Here is an 18,613-nt window from a genome sequence, read left to right as displayed (position 1 = left end):
TATAATGATTAAAATTTAATCATTTACACGTTGAATATCTGCACCAAGATGTTTTAATTTTCCGTGCAAATTAACATATCCTCTATCAAGATGTTTTAATTCAGTCACTTGGGTTATACCATCTGCAACTAAACCTGCTAAAATTAAAGCTGCTGCAGCTCTTAAATCTGTAGCTTTAACTTGAGCACCTTGTAATTGACTCTTACCTTCTATTTTAGCACTTCTTCCCTCTACACTTATGTTAGCATTCATTCTTCTAAATTCAGCTACATGCATAAATCTATTTTCAAACACTGTTTCCGTTATAACTTTATGTCCCTTGGCTGTCAGCAATAAAGCCATTATTTGTGATTGCATGTCAGTTGGGAATCCGGGGTGAGGTAGAGTTTTGACATCCACAGGGTTCAAATCTCCTTCAGCTGAAACTCGAATACCATCTTCATTGTATTCTATATTAACACCCATTTCTTCAAGCTTATATACTAAACTAGCCATATGTTCTTTAATTGCACCACGAACAAACACATCACCGCGCGTAATCGCACCTGCAATCAATAGCGTACCTGCTTCAATTCTATCAGGAATGATTGAGTGCACAACACCAGTTAATTTTTTTACACCATGTATTGTAATTGTGTCAGTACCAGCACCAGTAATTTTACCCCCCATTTCATTAATATAATTTGCTAAATCTACAATTTCTGGTTCTTTAGCAGCATTTTCAATGATTGACTTACCTGAAGCAAGCGAAGCGGCCATAATTATATTTTGAGTTGCACCAACACTAGGAAAGTCTAAATGTATATGCGTACCTTTTAAGCCATCTTTAGCATTCGCATAAATATTACCGTTTTCTAGATGAATTTCAGCACCTAAAGCTTCAAATCCTTTAATATGTTGTTCAATCGGTCTTGTACCAATTGCACATCCTCCCGGTAGTGCCACAATAGCATGTCCTAGTCTAGCTAAAAGTGGACCCATAACTAAAATACTTGCTCGCATCTTACTCACATATTCATATGGTGCCTCTTCATTTAAAGTTTGAGTTGCGTCAACTATGACTGCATTATTCTCTTTATCATATGAAACTTCAGCATTCAACGTAGATAGCACGTTATTGATTGTGTCTACATCACTCAATTCGGGGACGTTAACAAGTTTACTCTTCCCTTCAGAAGCAAGTAGCGATGCTGTTAGTACTGGTAATACTGCATTCTTAGCACCTTCTACTTTTACTTCACCTGTTAATCGATTTCCACCATTAATTACTATTTTATCCATCTTAAATCCTCCATTTATAACTCCTATTACTTCTTCATTTCCCAACTCTATAAGTTAATATTCATTACGTCATTATATCCAGTTTTTGAGTTAAATAACAGTTTTTAAATTATTTAAATATATATTTTACTTGAGTTGAATATTGTAATAAATCAACAATAAAATTGCTTACTGAAGTTCCTAATAAAATTGCTAGAAATATCATACATATTTGTACTTGTAAGGCGTATCCTTTTTTAAAAAATTGATCTAACCTAACTGAATTTAAAGCCAAATAAACTATACATATACATATTACATGTAAGATTAAATGAACAATTGCAAATTGACCAAGATAATCCATATTTAACTCCTTTTTAAGATTACTGTATAACATTGTACATGAAATAACGCTATAAAGATACTTACAAAAATTTATTCATGAATAAGTAATTTTTTAAAATAAAAAAGGTTCGATAGCGTTAATAAACACCATCAAACCTTTTAATAGTTATTTTAATTTTGCCACACGTAAACGATTATTTGCTCGTTCAAGTGCTCTTTTAGCTCTATTTATGTCAATGTTAACATCATCATCTTCTAAATGTGATTCTGCTCTCGACTTCGCTAATTTAGCTCGCTCAACATCGATTTCTCTAGCAGTTTCTGCTGTTTGGACAATAATTGATAATTGATGTTGTCTTGCTTCAACAAATCCATCACTAACTGCTACATATTCATTGCCATTATGATAATTTATTTTAACATGACCTGTTTTCAGTGCAGCAACTGTTGGAATGTGTCCGCTCATGATACCCATTTCACCAGCTGTAGTTTGTAATACAGCTAGCTGTACGTCTTCACGTTCATAGACAGAACCATTAGGAGTGACAATATTTAGGTTAAGTGTATTCATTATCCATACCTCCTAATTATTAGACTTCAACACCCATATCTTTTGCTTTTTCAATTACATCTTGCATACTACCTACTAAACGGAAAGCATCTTCAGGAATATGATCATATTTACCATCTAAAATATCTCTGAAGTCTGCAACAGTTGTTTTAACAGGTACATACGAACCTTTTTGACCAGTAAACTGTTCAGCAACATGGAAGTTTTGTGATAAGAAGAATTGAATTCGACGTGCACGCTCTACAGTTTGTTTATCTTCATCAGACAATTCATCCATACCAAGAATTGCAATGATATCTTGTAATTCTCTATATTTTTGTAAAGTAGATTGCACCTCACGAGCTACATCATAATGCTCTTGACCAACAATTGATGGTTCTAAAGCTCTTGAAGTAGAAGCGAGTGGATCCACAGCTGGATAAATACCCATTTCTGTTAATTTACGTTCTAAGTTAGTTGTTGAGTCTAAGTGCGCGAACGTAGTTGCTGGCGCAGGGTCAGTATAGTCATCAGCTGGAACGAATACAGCTTGGATAGATGTTACTGAACCTTTATTAGTAGAACTAATACGTTCTTGTAATTGTCCCATTTCAGTAGCAAGTGTAGGTTGATAACCAACAGCTGATGGCATACGACCTAATAATGCTGAAACTTCTGAACCTGCTTGAGTGAATCTGAAGATGTTGTCAATGAATAATAACACATCTTGTCCCTCTTCATCACGGAAGTACTCAGCCATAGTTAAACCTGATAAAGCAACACGCATACGCGCACCAGGTGGCTCATTCATTTGACCAAATACCATTGCAGTTTTCTTAATTACACCACTATCGCTCATTTCATAGTAAAGGTCATTACCTTCACGTGTACGTTCACCTACACCAGCGAATACTGAAATACCACCGTGTTCCTGAGCGATGTTGTTAATTAATTCTTGAATTAATACAGTTTTACCTACACCGGCACCACCGAATAATCCGATTTTACCACCTTTAATATAAGGTGCTAATAAATCTACAACTTTAATCCCAGTTTCTAAAATTTCTACATTTGTAGATAACTCATCGAAACCTGGTGCTTGTCTATGGATTGGGTCACGACGTACTGAGTCATCAATTTTTTCTTCTAAATCAATTGTTTCTCCTAATACATTAAATACTCTTCCTAAAGTTACATCACCTACAGGTACACTAATATCTTTCCCTGTATCTTTAACTTCCATACCTCTTTGGACGCCGTCAGTTGAGTCCATTGCAATTGTACGTACGACATCGTCACCCAATTGAAGTGCAACTTCCAAAGTTAAATGAAGTGTGTCGTCTTCTTTAGGAACTTCAATGTGTAATGCATTATTAATCTCAGGTACTTCATTATGTTCAAAACGAACATCGATTACTGGACCCATAACTTGAGTTACACGGCCAATTCCCATGTTGATTTCCTCCTTTTAATGTTATTCAAGAGCTGCTGAACCACCAACAATTTCAGTAATTTGTTGAGTGATTGCTGCTTGTCTCGCTCTATTGTATTCTAATGATAAATCGTCGATAAGTTCAGTCGCATTATCAGAAGCATTTTTCATCGCAGTCATACGTGAAGCATGTTCACTAGCTTTGGCATCTAAGATTGTACCATAGATTAAGCTTTCTACATATTGCGGTAAAATAACACTTAAAATAGATTCCTTGTCAGGCTCAAATTCATATGACGACATTTGACCATGACCTTGACCAGAATCTTCTTGAGATAATGGTAAAACTTGTTTAGTTGTTGGTTTATTTTCTAATACACTTACGTAGTGACTATAATAAATTGTTAATTCATCAACATGTTCTTCACTAAATAAATCAATAGCATGTTTAGCAATTGACTGCACTGATTTAAATGAAGGTTGATCTGGAATCTCAACTAGAGAACTTTCAATTTCATAACCTCTATTTTTGAAGAAATCCACACCTTGTTGACCCAAAACAATTATACTGTATTCACTACTATCATTATGCTTTGCTTTAATGTCATTAACTAGACGTTTTAAGACATTAGTGCTATATGCACCGGCTAAACCTTTATCACTAGTAATAACTAAATAACCGCTACCTTTGATGTCTCTTGCTTTTAACATAGGATGATTAGAAGTACTATTTGAACCGGCTACAGCTGTAATAGCATCTTGCATTTTTTCCATATAAGGTCTGAATTGTTTCGTATTTTTTTCAGCTCTACGTAATTTAGAACTTGAAACCATGTTCATCGCCTTAGTGATTTGATTCATATTTTTAGTAGATTTTATACGCTTATCTATCTCTTTAAGAGAGGCCATTATCTCACCACCTTCTGGAGTATTAATCTTATTATAATTTTTAATATAAGATTTAGAATGTACCCTCTATCTTGCAGTTACAATGTATCAAATTTATTCTTCTGATTTATTAAATCCTTTTTTGAATTCAGTGATAGCAGAATCAAATTTATCAGCATCTGGTAATGCACCAGTTTCTCTGATTTCATTTAATAATTCAGTCGCATTTGTATCTGCCCAGTGGTTTAATTCTTCCTCAAAACGATTAATATCTTGAACAGGAATATCATCTAGATAACCTTTAGTTAAAGCGAAGATGATTAAAACTTGATATTCAACACGTAATGGATTGTTTTGGTCTTGTTTTAAAACCTCAACTGTACGTTCACCACGTGCTAATTTTTGAGCAGTATATTCGTCTAAATCAGAACCAAACTGTGCGAATGATTCTAACTCACGATATGATGCCAAATCTAAACGTAGTGTACCTGCTACTTTTTTCATAGCTTTGATTTGAGCAGAGCCACCAACACGCGATACAGATTGACCTGCGTTAATCGCTGGTCTTACACCTGAGAAGAATAAATCAGATTGTAAGAAAATTTGTCCATCTGTAATTGAAATAACGTTGGTTGGTACGTATGCTGAAATATCGCCAGCCTGTGTTTCAATAATTGGTAACGCAGTAATCGAACCGCCACCTAAATCATCGTTAAGTTTTGCAGCTCTTTCTAATAATCTACTATGTAAATAGAAAACGTCCCCAGGGTATGCTTCACGACCTGGAGGTCTACGAAGTAATAATGATAACTCACGATAAGCAGCTGCTTGTTTTGTTAAGTCATCATATACAATTAGTACATGTTTACCATTAAACATAAACTCTTCACCCATTGTCACACCAGAATATGGTGCAATATATAATAATGGCGCTGGATCAGCTGCAGATGCTGAAACAACAATTGTATAATCTAATGCGCCAGCTTGTCGTAATTTTTCAACGTTAGCACGCACTGTTGAATCTTTTTGACCAATCGCAACATAAATACAAATTGTGTCTTGGTCCTTTTGATTTAAAATTGAATCAATAGCAACTGTTGTTTTACCAGTTTGACGGTCACCAATAATTAACTCACGTTGTCCACGACCAATTGGTACTAATGCATCAATCGCTTTAATTCCAGTTTGTAATGGTTCATCAACTGATTTACGATCCATGACACCAGTAGCCTTTTTCTCAACTGGACGTGTTTTCGTTGAATTAATAGGACCTTGTCCATCGATAGGTTGACCAAGAGGATTAACCACTCTTCCGATTAATTCATCCCCTACTGGTACTTCCATGATACGACCAGTACGTTTAACTTCATCACCTTCACTAATTTCATCGTATGGTCCTAAAATAACCACACCAACATTAGATTCTTCAAGGTTTTGTGCTAAACCTAGTACGCCATTGTGGAATTCTACTAGCTCACCAGCCATAACGTCATTTAATCCGTGAATTAATGCGATACCATCACCAATTTGAAGTACAGTACCTACATCAGTTACGGACATTTCTGACTCATAATTTTCAATCTGTGAGCGAAGCAATGCACTGATTTCTTCAGCTTTTATGGCCATCTATGTCACTCCTCTATAAATATTAGTTAGCTCTTTCAAATTTTCTTTGTAATTGAACAAGGTCATTTCTAACACTACCGTCCATCACAGTAGTTCCAACCTTCACTCTAAATCCTCCAATTAAGCCAGGATTAATTTTAGTACTTACAATTACATTTAATAATTGAGTTTGATTTTTAATTAGTTCTTCAATTCTTAATAATTCATCTTCACTTAATTCATATGTTGATTCTACAATGGCAAAGTCTTGATTATAATGCCAATTGTATAAACTTTGAAAAGATTTAAATACATCTTCCACAATTGATAAATGACGGTTGTCAGCTAAAACTTTTAATGTATTAATTACATATTGATTAGCACCATTATAAATTTTAATTACAAACTCTTTACGTTGATTTGCAGTTAAAGATGGATTACTATCAATTGCTTTAAGATGTTTAATGAAGTCAAAAGATGAATGACTGATTGTTTCTAAATCTTCATATACACCATCTAATTGATGAGTATCCACAGAGACATCAAATAATGCTTTGGCATATTTCTTTGCTACCTTTACCATTATTTATCCCCTGCCTCTTTTAAATACTTTTCAACTAATGTTTTTTGATCTTGCTCAGAGATTTCTTTTCTAAGAACTTTAGATGCTATTAATACTGATAGTTCAGAAACTTGATTGTTGATATCAGATAATGCACGTTCTTTTTGACTATTAATTTCACTTTGAGCAGTTTCAATCATGCCATTAGCTCTCTCGTTAGCTTCATGAATTATTTCTTCATGTTGTTTACGAGCTTGAATCTTAGCATCATCTAAGATTTTTTGAACTTCATCTTGAGTTTCTTTAAGTGTCTTTCTATTTTCTTCTTCAAGTTTTTGAGCATTTATTTTAGCTTGTTCTGCATCGTCAATATCTTTATTGATATCGCGTTCACGTTTGTCCATTACTTCTTTTAATGGACCCCAAGCAAATTTTTTCAATAACAAGAGTAAAATTATGAAAGTTACTAGAGTTACTATAGTAGTACCCCATTCTACTCCTGCACCGAGAACGAATGTATTAGCTGTTGCAGTCACGGACTCATGACACTCCTTTCGTCAAAATAATCACTAAGCTATAAAAAACAAAACGAACGGCGATAGCCTCTCATTAGACTTCGCCTTAAAATATGCCTTATCCAGCAAATGTCATGAACGCAATTACAACACCGATGATAGGTAAAGCCTCAACTAAACCAACACCAATAAACATAATACCCATTAATTGACCACGTGCTTCTGGTTGACGTGCTACACCTTCAACTGTTCTAGATACAATAAGACCATTACCAATACCTGCACCTAATGCTGATAAACCAATTGCGATTGCCGCTGCGATTAAATTCATAATAAAATTTCCTCCTAAGATTGTATATAATTATAAAATTATGTTAGTGACCATCTGCCACTTTGTGTGACATGTATACCATTGAGAGCATTACAAAGATATATGCTTGGATTGTTCCAACAAAGATTGAGAACGCTTGCCAAACAATTAATCCAGGTAAACTAATAATCCAACCCCATGCAGGGTGTCCAACAAATAAACCTGCAAGTAAACCAAGTAATAATTCACCTGCAAAGATATTACCGTATAAACGTAGACCTAAAGTTAATGTAGAAGTGAATTCTTCGAATACATTAATAATAGCCAATGGCCAGAAAGGTTTGAAGTATCCAGCTGCATAGGCTTTAGTACCACGCATTTTTATACCATAATAATGTGTTAACAAAATCATAGTTGTAGATAACGTTAGAGTTACCGTTGCATCCGCTGTAGGTGATTTCCACCATAGCGTATGATCACGAGTGACAATTGCGAACGGTAAACCAAGCATGTTGGCTACAAATATGAAAAGAATTAATGTCACTGCTAAGAAGTGGAAATGACCACCTTTTTTCCAGGCCATATTACTTTCAATAATGCCTCTAACAAAATCAAATATCCATTCAATGAAGTTTTGTTTTCCAGTTGGTCGTTTTTTAAGATTACGCGTGCATATTATAGCTATAATAAAAACCAAAATTGCTGTAATGAGCACCATCATAACACTAGCCATATTAAAGACTATATCAAAACCAAATACGTTCCAACTGACTAGTGGGGATTTGTGATCCATAATCTCACCTCTTTCTTATTTAAATTTTCACTCCCTTTGTAGCAGAGGGCGCAATATGATTACAATATAAGAAATCATTAAACCAATTAATACTCCAATAATATTGATGTGCTCTTTGCAGAAAAACCATAACAAACAAGTGATAATTGCTACAGCATATCTCCACGTACTACCCGTGGCTACATGTGTAGTGTCATGTTTCCTCGACCTTGTTAGATAACTTTCAAAGATATATGTATTTACTAAAGAACCGCATGCACCTATTATTAAACCCAAAATAAATGGGCGGGGTATAATTAAGTACAATATTCCAAGAATTATCAACAAACAAAGATAATACTGTATATATTGTTTAAAAATGATGTTGAAACGACTCATTTCTTTACCTCCAAGTGTCTTATACCAATCATGTAAACCGTTCCACTCATACAATCTAAATGATAATATAGCCTATTGTACGGTGTCAATTCTATTCAAAGTGTTGTTAAATTTTAAGCTGAATTCGTCACAAAATATTCACAAAATATTAATAATATTAATCTTTTGCTAATTCAAAATGATTGGGTTTTTCATTTATTAGACCTAGATAATATTTTATATGGTTTACGATTCTTTCACTAGCTTGTCCATCCCCATATGGATTCTTTGCATTACACATGTTTTGATAAATATAACTATTATCTAACAACTGTTTTAAAGCTTTAAAAACAGTTTCTTCTTTCGTCCCTATGACTTTTAAAGTTCCTGCTTCTACGCCTTCTGGTCTCTCAGTACTCTCTCTCAATACAAGAACTGGCTTATGTAAGGATGGAGCTTCTTCTTGGATACCACCTGAATCTGTCAATATGAGATAAGACTGTTTCGCAAAGTTATGGAAGTCAACAACATCAAGTGGTTCTATGAGCTCTACTCTAGGATGATTACCTAAATATTTATGAGCTAGTTCTCTCACTTTTGGATTCATATGTACAGGATAAATTAAAACTAAATCTTCATAATCATCAATAATTTTTTTCACTGCTTTAAAGATGTTGATCATAGGTTGACCAATATTTTCTCTTCTATGAGCAGTAAGTAAAACAACTTTTTTATCTTTATGTTTTTCAATGATTTGAGACGTATAATGATTGCTAATAGTAAAATTCATTGCATCAATAGCAGTATTTCCTGTAATCACTACTTGGTCTGGAAGCTTACCTTCTTTAATAAGATTTTGAGCTGCATGATATGTTGGGGCAAAGTGCAAGTCTGCCATTACCCCAACCATTTGTCTATTCACTTCTTCAGGAAACGGAGAATATTTTTCATAGCTTCTTAAACCCGCTTCAACATGACCTATTGGTACCTGATTATAAAATGCAGCTAGTGCTCCAGAAAATGTAGTTAACGTATCCCCGTGAACAAGCACCATATTAGGCATTACATCTTGAATAATGTCTTCCAATTTAACAATTGATTTAGAGGTAATGCCAGATAATGTTTGTCCTACTTTCATAACGTTCAAATCATATTGTGGTGTAACGCCAAATATATTTAACACTGAATCTAACATTTCTCGATGTTGCGCAGTAACAACCACAATGGGCTCTAAATCAGGATCTTGTTCTAATGCTTTAACAAGCGGTGCCATTTTAATAGCTTCTGGTCTTGTGCCAAATATGGTCATAATTTTTTTCATCAAAAATATCTATCTCCGAATCTTTTATTTAGTACCAAATAATCTATCTCCAGCATCACCTAATCCAGGTGTAATATATGCTTTATCATTTAATTTATCATCTAATGCAGCGATGTAAATGTCTACATCTGGATGTGCTTCTTGCATCTTTTCAACACCTTCTGGAGCGGCAATTAAGCACATAAAACGAATACTTTTAGCACCACGCTTTTTTAATGAAGAAATTGCTTCTATTGCTGAGGCGCCTGTTGCTAACATTGGGTCAACAACAATAATTTGTCTTTCATCTATATCTTGAGGCATTTTAGCAAAGTACTCTACTGCTTTTAGAGTTTCTGGATCTCTATATAAGCCGATGTGACCAACTCTTGCAGCTGGTACTAGACTTAAAACTCCATCAGTCATTCCTAAACCTGCTCTTAAAATTGGTACAATTGCCAATTTTTTCCCTGCCAAACGTTTAGCAGTCATCTTAGTTACAGGCGTTTGAATTTCAACATCTTGTAATTCTAAATCTCTGGTTACCTCATAAGCCATTAACATTCCAACTTCATCTACAAGTTCTCTAAATTCTTTTGTACCCGTACGAGCATCTCGAATATAGCTTAATTTATGTTGAATTAACGGATGATCAAAAACATGTACTTTACTCATTATCAATTTCCTCCAATGTATTTCTCTATTATTCGTATAACGGATATTTAGAAGTGAGTGCGTGTACTCTTTCTTTAGCTTTATTAAGTTTTGCTTCATCATCTGTATTATTTAAAGCTAAACTAATAATTTTTGTTACTTCCTCAAATGCTGATTCATCAAATCCACGTGAAGTGGCTGCAGGTGTACCTAATCTAATACCACTTGTAACAAAAGGTTTTTCTTGGTCGAATGGAACTGTGTTTTTATTACATGTGATACCCACTTTATCTAAAGTTTCTTCAGCAATCTTACCAGTAATATTAATTGATCTTTTAACATCAACAGCTACTAAATGATTATCAGTTCCACCAGATACAACCCTGAAACCTTCATTGATTAAAGTTGATGCTAAAACTTGAGCGTTTTTAACAACTTGTTGTTGATAAGTTTTAAAGTCACTATGTAATGCTTCTCCAAAAGCCACAGCTTTAGCTGCAATTACATGTTCAAGCGGACCGCCTTGAATACCAGGGAAAATAGTTTTGTCTATCTCTTTTTTATATTCTTCTTTACATAAAATCATACCACCACGAGGTCCTCGTAATGTTTTATGAGTTGTAGTTGTTACAAAATCTGCATACTCTACAGGATTTGGATGCAATCCGGTAGCAACTAAGCCAGCTATGTGAGCCATATCAACCATTAACTTCGCTCCTACTTCATCCGCAATTTCTCTGAACTTTTTAAAATTAATTGTTCTTGAATATGCAGAAGCTCCAGCCACAATCAGTTTAGGTTTATGCTCAAGAGCAAGACGACGGACTTCATCATAGTTAATTAATTCAGTTTCCTTATCAACACCATACTCAACGAAATTATAAAATTTACCACTAAAGTTAACTGGAGATCCATGTGTTAAATGCCCACCATGACTTAGATTCATACCTAACACGGTATCTCCCATTTCAATAGCCACCAAATACACGGCCATATTTGCTTGTGAGCCTGAGTGAGGTTGTACGTTAACATGTTCAGCACCAAATAAAGCTTTAGCTCTGTCAATAGCAATGGTTTCAGTGACATCTACATGTTCACAACCGCCATAGTAACGTTTCCCTGGATAACCTTCAGCGTATTTATTCGTTAGTACCGAACCTTGGACTTCCATAACAGCCTCTGACACAAAGTTTTCTGATGCAATTAATTCAATATTGCTATTTTGTCTCTGATACTCCTTTTGGATTGCTTCAAAAATTACTTTATCCTGCTTTTCGATATAAGACATATAAATCCCCTTCTTCCTTAATATTAATGATATTTAGCTCGTTCGCCACCTATTTTCTTGGGTCTTGATGCCGCTATGGTAACAATAGCTTCTCCAATTTGATTAACACTTGTTCTTACCGGAACACAAACATGTTTAATATGCATTCCAATTAAGGTTTGACCTATATCTATACCTTTTGAAACAGTAATATGCTCAACAACTATAGGCTCTTTCATATGTTGATAAGCATAAGTGGATAAACTACCACCTGCATGAACGTCTGGAATAACAGTAACTTCTTCCATAGTCAATGGGTTAAAATTTGCTCTTTAAATGGTTAACTGCTCTATTAATATGTTCACAACCTTGAAAAGCGAAAGACACGCCTGTATCATTTTCAACTTGTTTTAATCTCTTTAGCTATTTCCATTGAGCCAACTGACCCAATTCTTTGACCAATAACTTCTGATGTCGAACAACCAATGACACACAATTCGCCCTCATTGAAGAATGACATATCTTTGCAATTCATCCAGCAACTTTTGTAAATCACGCATTTGAACCCACCCCTTTGTATTAAATAAAAAAGGAACATAGCAAACTTGCTATACTCCATCATTATAACTTATTTAAAGCGTAACATATACTATTTATATATAATTTGCTTCAAGTGTGTTTTAGCTTCAATTTTTCTATTAATTCATAAATTTGATGATAGGTTTGTTCATATACTTCGGATGAAGCACCAAATGGATCTTGAACTTCTTCATTGTCATTTACATATTCACTCAGCGTGTAAACATTTGAGTGTTGTCCATATTGTGCCATTAGTAAGTCTTTATGAGAAGTTGTCATAGTTAAAATGAGGTCCGCTTCTAAATCATCAATGCTAAATTGTTGTGTGCAAGTTGGCTCGGGTAAATTAAACTGATGAATTAATTTTAAAGACTCTTTAGAAATAGATTGACCATTAACAGTAAATAGTCCTCTAGAAGTAATGTTTTCACTTGGTAATAATTGCATTCCTATGCTTTCCGCTAACGGACTACGACACGTATTGCCAGTACAAACGAATATTATTTTCATAGTTCATCACCTTCAACGACATTATTACCAGCTGCTTTCAACATTCTATTCATAATTGCTTCAGTTTCAGAATTATATTTAAATCCAAAAATAAATGCTCGTTGAATGTCACTGTTTTGATCAAGCACGTGCAAAATGCTATATAAATTATGATTAGCAGTTTTGATATCTGTTACATCTTTACACAATGGGATAAATTTTGCATCATTCGGGATAAATTGCTTTTTACTTTCAGGAACTATAAAAGCTACATTTTCCCAACTCTTATTAGCAGTAATGTTTTCACTTAAATCTCTAATGATTGTGACAGGCGTATCAGGTGAGTAATGTTTGTATTTCATACCTGGCGCAATTGGTTTCTCATTATTATTAAAATCAGATTGTCCTATAGAGTTTGGTAAAACTGTTTCAATCATTTCTTGTGTAATTGCTCCTGGTCGAGCAATACGAAATGGGAATTGAGTACAATCTAAAACGGTACTTTCTAAACCTTCGTCACTTTGATTTCCATTTATAATTCCATCTACTTTTTCATATAAATCCTGATAAACATGTTCAAAAGTCGTAGGCGATGGACGGCCACTTAAATTAGCACTCGGGGCAGCAATAGGTTCATTAACAATTCGTAGGAATGCTCTGCCTATTTTGTGGCTTGGCATACGTACAGCTATAGAATTCAATCCTCCACTCACATTATCGCATAAATACCCAGTTTTAAGAGGTAATATAAAAGAAATCGGACCTGGCCATAATTCATTCATTATAACCTTGACACGTTCATCGACGTATTGAACAAATTGATCAAGTTGCTTTACATCATGAATATGAACAATTAAAGGATTATCTGATGGACGACCTTTAGCAGTGTAAATACGCTTAACAGCACCTTCATTTCTAGCATTTGCACCGAGCCCATAAACTGTCTCAGTAGGAAATGCAACTAATCCCCCCTCAACCATTATTCTTTTAATTTCATCTAGTTGAGGATATTGATGCAAATCATCTTCATACTCACGTAAATCCCATATTCTTGTTTGCATAATAATCACCTCTTCCATGGCTTTCATCTATTTAAAAAAGTGGAACTTTATTCAGCCCCAGTTGTTGAATTAAAAGTCCCACCCTTACTTTTTACTTATATATTTTATTTCGATTATGATAAACATTTAAATGTTTACTGCTAGTCTTCTATATTTTAAAGATTGAATACTTTATTACCATTTTAGTGACACAATCCGTTGGTTGCCATTAATATCTTTGATTACTTCTACTTGCTTATTTGGATATAAATGATGAATGATAGATTTCAGTTTTTCACCTTGTTGATACCCAATTTCAAAAACGATAAACCCACCATCGTTCATAATTAATGGTAAATTTTTTAAAATATCTATATAAATCGCATAACCTTTGTCGTCAGCAAAAAGTGCCTGATGAGGTTCATATTTAAGTACTGTATCATCCATAAAAACTGATTCACTTTTATCTATGTATGGCGGATTAGAAATTAAGCCATCTATTTTTATTTGTTTCTTAATGAGTGGTTTTAAAGCATTACCTTCAAGAAAGTGAATATCTTGCAGATGATATTGTGCGTTTTCTTCAGCTACCTCTAGTGCATCACGATATAAATCAGTGGCATACACGTTTAAATCAGGTTTAAGTAATTTAAGTGTAATAGCAATTACACCACTTCCTGTACCTATATCAGCTACTGTTTGTCTGTCACTACAAAGGTTTAGAAAATGTAGCATTACTTCTTCAGTTTCTAGTCGTGGAATCAAACAATGGTTATTGACTTTAAATTGGTACCCGTAGAATGATTGAAAACCAACAATATATTGTATAGGTTCTCCGGAAAGCATTCTTTTTAATGCTAGATTAAATTTTGAGATATCTGTTTGTGTCACTTCATCATGCTTATGAATAAGATAGTCCGTTCGTGACCAATTAAAAATGTCTAAAAATAACCACTCAGCTCTCGTTTGTTCAAAACCTTTTTCTATAGTGCGTTGAATAGCTTCTTCAAGTTTTTCTCTATAGCTCACCATTGTTTAATTCTTTCAATTTTTCTGTTTGTTCTGAAAGTGTAAGTGCATCTACGATTTCCTCTAAATGACCTTCCATAATTTGACCTAACTTTTGTAACGTTAAACCTATACGGTGATCTGTTACACGACTTTGAGGATAGTTGTAAGTTCTAATTCTTTCAGAACGGTCGCCTGTACCTACTGCAGATTTTCTTTGAGTTGCATATTTTTGTTGTTCTTCTTGAAGTTTCATATCATATAAACGTGCTTTCAAAACTTTCATCGCTTTTTCACGGTTTTGAATTTGTGATTTTTCAGATGATGTCGCAATAACACCTGTAGGTAAGTGGGTAATACGTACTGCTGAGTCAGTAGTGTTAACATGTTGACCACCTGCACCACTAGAACGATAAGTATCTATCTTTAAGTCTTCATTACGAATTTCAATCTCTACATCTTCAGCTTCTGGTAATACAGCTACTGTGGCAGTAGAAGTATGAATACGCCCTCCTGATTCGGTTTCGGGAACGCGTTGCACTCGATGCGCACCATTTTCAAATTTCAATTTACTATAGGCACCCGTACCAGAGACTGAGAAACTGATTTCCTTATAACCACCATGATCACTTTCTGAAGCTTCAACAATCTCAGTTTTAAAACCATTTGTCTCTGCAAACTTAGAATACATTCTCATTAAATCACCAGCAAATATTGCTGCTTCATCTCCGCCTGCAGCTGCACGAATCTCAACAATAACGTCCTTGTCATCATTTGGATCTTTAGGAATAAGTAAGATTTTAAGTTCTTCTTCCATTTCTGGTAATTCAGCCTTTAATACACTGCTTTCCTCTTTTAACATATCAACTTCTTCTTTATCAGACGTATCTTCCAACATATCTTCAATATCAAGTAATTCTTCTTTTTTTGTTTTATAACTACGATAAACATCTACCGTCTTTTGTAAATCCGATTGCTCCTTAGAATACTTTCTTAATTTATCTGCATCATTAACGACATCAGGATCGCTTAACATTTCGTTTAATTGTTCATATCGTTCTTCAACTATATCTAATTGATCAAACACTACATTTCCTCCTTGTCATTTTCGCTTGGTGCAACATTGTGATGTGCCCTACACCGTGGTTCATAGCTCTCGTTAGCGCCAACTAAAATAATAGGATCATCAATTTTAGCTGGCTTACCATTGATTAACCGTTGTGTGCGACTTGATGAGGAACCGCATACCGCACAAACCGCTTGTAACTTAGTTACACGTTCACTAACTGCTAATAATTTAGGCATAGGTTCAAACGGTTCTCCCCTAAAATCCATATCAAGACCTGCTACAATAACACGATGCCCTTTCTCAGCTAAAGTTTCAACTATATTCACAATTCCATTATCAAAAAATTGAACTTCATCGATTCCGATGACATCCACATCATCTAATTCTTGATTAAAAATTTCTCTTGCTATTGATATATTAATTGCTTCAATCTCATTACCATTATGTGAGACGACCTTTTCTTTATGGTAACGATCATCAATTGTTGGTTTAAAAACTACTACTTTTTGTTTGGCATAAATACCGCGTCTTAATCGTCGTATTAATTCCTCAGATTTCCCACTAAACATGCTTCCTGTAATTGTTTCAATCCAACCCGAATGGTACGTTTCATACATTGAGAGTTCCACCTTTTTTCAAAACATAATCGCTTAATTATATCATATTTTTTATGTAGTTAAATACATTTTCAAAGTATTACTGTAATTTAAAAGGGGTGGCAGCAAAAGTAAATAGTCTATTACACACTGATGTTATCTTTACTTCCATGTAGCCTTTCAACTTCATTAGGTAATGTATAATATTTTAACGATTAAATCATAGAGCTCTTAGAGATTAAATTAAAAAACTGCCTACAAACCTGTGAAGGATACGTAGACAGTTGAAATTCATAATTAATTGTTGTTTGATTTGAGACCAAACTTTTTGTTGAAGCGTTCCACACGACCATCCGCTGCAGCGAATTTTTGACGTCCAGTATAGAATGGATGTGAATCTGAAGATACGTCTAAACGAATAACTGGGTATTCATTTCCATCTTCCCATTCCATTGTTTCTAAAGATGTTTTTGTAGAACCACTTAGGAATTTAAAGTTTGTAGTTGTATCTAAAAAGATAACTTTGTGATATTCAGGATGAATTCCTTGTTTCATTTCTTTCAGCTCCTTTGCCCTGAACCATCTGGAACAGAGTTATTTGTGAGTTTTTTACCCAATACTGTGTAATTATAATAGTAATCAAATTAAAACGCAACCCTTAATCCGATATATTAAATAATTGGTTTTCCAGTTTTTGTACTTTCTTCAGCAGCTTTTTGTAACTGTTGGAAAAATTCATGATTATTTTTTGAGCGTTTTAACTTTCTGATAAAGCGTTCTGTAAAGTCTGTAGAATCAGTAAATAAATTACGTAATTGCCACAGTGAATCAAGCTCAGCTTTTGAAATTAACAACTCTTCTTTTCGTGTTGAACTACGACCAATGTCAATTGCAGGGAACACTCTGCGCTCAGACAACTTACGATCAAGATGAAGTTCCATATTACCAGTACCTTTGAACTCTTCATATATCATATCGTCCATTCTAGAGCCAGTTTCAACTAATGCAGTGGCTAAAATAGTTAAACTCCCTCCAGCTTCTATATTACGAGCCGCTCCAAAGAATGCTTTTGGCTTGTGTAATGAAGCAGGATCAAGACCACCAGATAATGTACGTCCACTAGGAGGAATAACAAGGTTATACGCACGTGCTAAACGTGTGATTGAGTCCATTAAAATAATAACGTCTTCACCAATCTCAACTAAACGTTTGGCACGTTCAAGTAGTAATTCTGCTACTTTAACATGATGTTCTGGAGGTTCATCAAAAGTAGAATGTACAACTTCAGCAGATTCAACAGATCTCTCAATATCAGTCACCTCTTCAGGACGTTCGCCAACGAGTAAAATAAATAATTGTGCTTCAGGTTTATTACTTGCAATAGCATTAGCAATTTCCTTCAATAAACTTGTTTTACCAGCTTTAGGAGGCGCTACAATAAGACCACGTTGCCCAAGTCCTATTGGGGTTACTAAATCCATGATACGAGTAGAATAATTAGTAGGATACGTTTCTAATAAAATTCTTTCTTCAGGGTATAGAGGTGTTAACGCTTGAAAGTGTGGGCGTTTTTTTACTTCCTCTGCATTCTGATCATTGACAAAGTCGACTTGCAGTAATCCATAATATTTTTCGTTATCCTTTGGTTTACGCACTTTACCAGTTACTTTATCACCACGTTTAATTTCAAACCGTCGAATTTGGCTCGCAGAAATATAGATATCCTTTTCACCCTTAGAATAATTAACAGTTCTTAAGAAACCATAACCATCTTGTTGGATATCATCTAGAATACCTTCCATATAATAATTACCGTCTTTTTCCATTTGAGCTTCCATAATGGCTAAGACTAATTCTTTTTTATTCAATTTACTATAATTACTCAATTTTAAAGATTTGGCTTTTTGAGTGAGCTCTTTAGTAGTATTGTTTTTATATAATTCGTGGAAAGATTCATACTGTGGAGATGTTCGTTCTCTTTCAGGCATAGACTT

General features: G+C 34.4%; 21 protein-coding genes and 1 pseudogene. All 22 read right to left on the bottom strand.

What is annotated here, in order from left to right:
- Window positions 1-15: 15 nt before the first annotated feature.
- The 22 genes and pseudogenes from murA to rho all read right to left on the bottom strand — a co-directional run bounded on the left by murA (window position 16) and on the right by rho (window position 18,607).
- Window positions 16-1,281 (bottom strand): UDP-N-acetylglucosamine 1-carboxyvinyltransferase, encoded by a 1,266-nt coding sequence (gene murA, locus DYE57_RS03845; RefSeq protein ID WP_115312938.1) that lies wholly within the window; start codon window positions 1,279-1,281, stop codon window positions 16-18.
- Window positions 1,282-1,390: 109 nt separating this feature from the next.
- Window positions 1,391-1,624, bottom strand: a complete 234-nt coding sequence (locus tag DYE57_RS03840) for a DUF1146 family protein (protein WP_115312937.1) — start codon at window positions 1,622-1,624, stop codon at window positions 1,391-1,393.
- Between the two features lie 147 nt (window positions 1,625-1,771).
- Window positions 1,772-2,176: a F0F1 ATP synthase subunit epsilon gene (locus DYE57_RS03835; RefSeq protein ID WP_115312936.1), complete on the bottom strand. Its 405-nt coding sequence runs from the start codon at window positions 2,174-2,176 to the stop codon at window positions 1,772-1,774.
- 19 nt (window positions 2,177-2,195) lie between these two features.
- A complete protein-coding gene (gene atpD / locus DYE57_RS03830) occupies window positions 2,196-3,608 on the bottom strand; it encodes a F0F1 ATP synthase subunit beta (RefSeq protein WP_115312935.1) in 1,413 nt (470 codons plus the stop codon).
- Window positions 3,609-3,629: 21 nt separating this feature from the next.
- Entirely contained in the window at window positions 3,630-4,496 is an 867-nt protein-coding gene (gene atpG, locus DYE57_RS03825; protein ID WP_115312934.1) for an ATP synthase F1 subunit gamma, read from the bottom strand.
- Window positions 4,497-4,589: 93 nt separating this feature from the next.
- Complete coding sequence (gene atpA, locus DYE57_RS03820; protein WP_115312933.1) at window positions 4,590-6,101, bottom strand: F0F1 ATP synthase subunit alpha; 1,512 nt, start codon at window positions 6,099-6,101, stop codon at window positions 4,590-4,592.
- Between the two features lie 22 nt (window positions 6,102-6,123).
- Window positions 6,124-6,663 carry a F0F1 ATP synthase subunit delta gene (locus DYE57_RS03815; RefSeq protein WP_115312932.1) on the bottom strand — a complete coding sequence of 180 codons (540 nt, stop codon included), beginning with the start codon at window positions 6,661-6,663 and terminating at the stop codon, window positions 6,124-6,126.
- Window positions 6,663-7,178: a F0F1 ATP synthase subunit B gene (locus DYE57_RS03810; RefSeq protein WP_115312931.1), complete on the bottom strand. Its 516-nt coding sequence runs from the start codon at window positions 7,176-7,178 to the stop codon at window positions 6,663-6,665. Before DYE57_RS03810 ends, DYE57_RS03815 begins: the two co-directional genes overlap by 1 nt.
- Window positions 7,179-7,275: 97 nt before the next feature.
- Entirely contained in the window at window positions 7,276-7,488 is a 213-nt protein-coding gene (atpE, locus tag DYE57_RS03805) for a F0F1 ATP synthase subunit C (RefSeq protein WP_001048816.1), read from the bottom strand.
- Between the two features lie 43 nt (window positions 7,489-7,531).
- Complete coding sequence (gene atpB / locus DYE57_RS03800; protein ID WP_115312930.1) at window positions 7,532-8,260, bottom strand: F0F1 ATP synthase subunit A; 729 nt, start codon at window positions 8,258-8,260, stop codon at window positions 7,532-7,534.
- A 27-nt stretch (window positions 8,261-8,287) separates the two neighbouring features.
- Window positions 8,288-8,638, bottom strand: coding sequence for an ATP synthase subunit I (locus DYE57_RS03795; RefSeq protein ID WP_115312929.1), 351 nt, complete (start codon window positions 8,636-8,638; stop codon window positions 8,288-8,290).
- Between the two features lie 157 nt (window positions 8,639-8,795).
- Window positions 8,796-9,938: a non-hydrolyzing UDP-N-acetylglucosamine 2-epimerase gene (wecB, locus tag DYE57_RS03790; protein WP_165417917.1), complete on the bottom strand. Its 1,143-nt coding sequence runs from the start codon at window positions 9,936-9,938 to the stop codon at window positions 8,796-8,798.
- A gap of 24 nt (window positions 9,939-9,962) precedes the next feature.
- On the bottom strand, window positions 9,963-10,592 hold the full coding sequence (upp, locus tag DYE57_RS03785) for a uracil phosphoribosyltransferase (protein ID WP_115312927.1): 630 nt from the start codon (window positions 10,590-10,592) through the stop codon (window positions 9,963-9,965).
- A gap of 28 nt (window positions 10,593-10,620) precedes the next feature.
- Window positions 10,621-11,859 (bottom strand): serine hydroxymethyltransferase, encoded by a 1,239-nt coding sequence (gene glyA / locus DYE57_RS03780; RefSeq protein ID WP_115312926.1) that lies wholly within the window; start codon window positions 11,857-11,859, stop codon window positions 10,621-10,623.
- A 23-nt stretch (window positions 11,860-11,882) separates the two neighbouring features.
- A pseudogene (locus DYE57_RS03775) lies at window positions 11,883-12,398 on the bottom strand (TIGR01440 family protein).
- 109 nt (window positions 12,399-12,507) lie between these two features.
- Window positions 12,508-12,927 carry a low molecular weight protein arginine phosphatase gene (locus tag DYE57_RS03770; RefSeq protein WP_115312925.1) on the bottom strand — a complete coding sequence of 140 codons (420 nt, stop codon included), beginning with the start codon at window positions 12,925-12,927 and terminating at the stop codon, window positions 12,508-12,510.
- Window positions 12,924-13,967, bottom strand: coding sequence for an L-threonylcarbamoyladenylate synthase (locus DYE57_RS03765; protein WP_115312924.1), 1,044 nt, complete (start codon window positions 13,965-13,967; stop codon window positions 12,924-12,926). Before DYE57_RS03765 ends, DYE57_RS03770 begins: the two co-directional genes overlap by 4 nt.
- 174 nt (window positions 13,968-14,141) lie before the next feature.
- Window positions 14,142-14,978 (bottom strand): peptide chain release factor N(5)-glutamine methyltransferase, encoded by an 837-nt coding sequence (prmC, locus tag DYE57_RS03760; RefSeq protein ID WP_115312923.1) that lies wholly within the window; start codon window positions 14,976-14,978, stop codon window positions 14,142-14,144.
- Window positions 14,965-16,041, bottom strand: coding sequence for a peptide chain release factor 1 (gene prfA / locus DYE57_RS03755; RefSeq protein WP_115312922.1), 1,077 nt, complete (start codon window positions 16,039-16,041; stop codon window positions 14,965-14,967). Before prfA ends, prmC begins: the two co-directional genes overlap by 14 nt.
- The gene (locus tag DYE57_RS03750; protein WP_115312921.1) at window positions 16,041-16,640 is read right to left on the bottom strand and encodes a thymidine kinase; all 600 of its coding nucleotides are present in this window, start codon (window positions 16,638-16,640) and stop codon (window positions 16,041-16,043) included. Before DYE57_RS03750 ends, prfA begins: the two co-directional genes overlap by 1 nt.
- Before the next feature lie 276 nt (window positions 16,641-16,916).
- Window positions 16,917-17,174: a type B 50S ribosomal protein L31 gene (locus DYE57_RS03745; protein ID WP_115312920.1), complete on the bottom strand. Its 258-nt coding sequence runs from the start codon at window positions 17,172-17,174 to the stop codon at window positions 16,917-16,919.
- 116 nt (window positions 17,175-17,290) lie between these two features.
- Complete coding sequence (gene rho / locus DYE57_RS03740) at window positions 17,291-18,607, bottom strand: transcription termination factor Rho (RefSeq protein WP_115312919.1); 1,317 nt, start codon at window positions 18,605-18,607, stop codon at window positions 17,291-17,293.
- Between the last annotated feature and the right edge of the window lie 6 nt (window positions 18,608-18,613).

Source organism: Staphylococcus saccharolyticus, assembly GCF_900458815.1.
Lineage (GTDB): Bacteria > Bacillota > Bacilli > Staphylococcales > Staphylococcaceae > Staphylococcus > Staphylococcus saccharolyticus.
The sequence above is the reverse complement of the archived record's forward strand: the minus strand, read 5'-3'. Positions and strand labels throughout refer to the sequence as shown.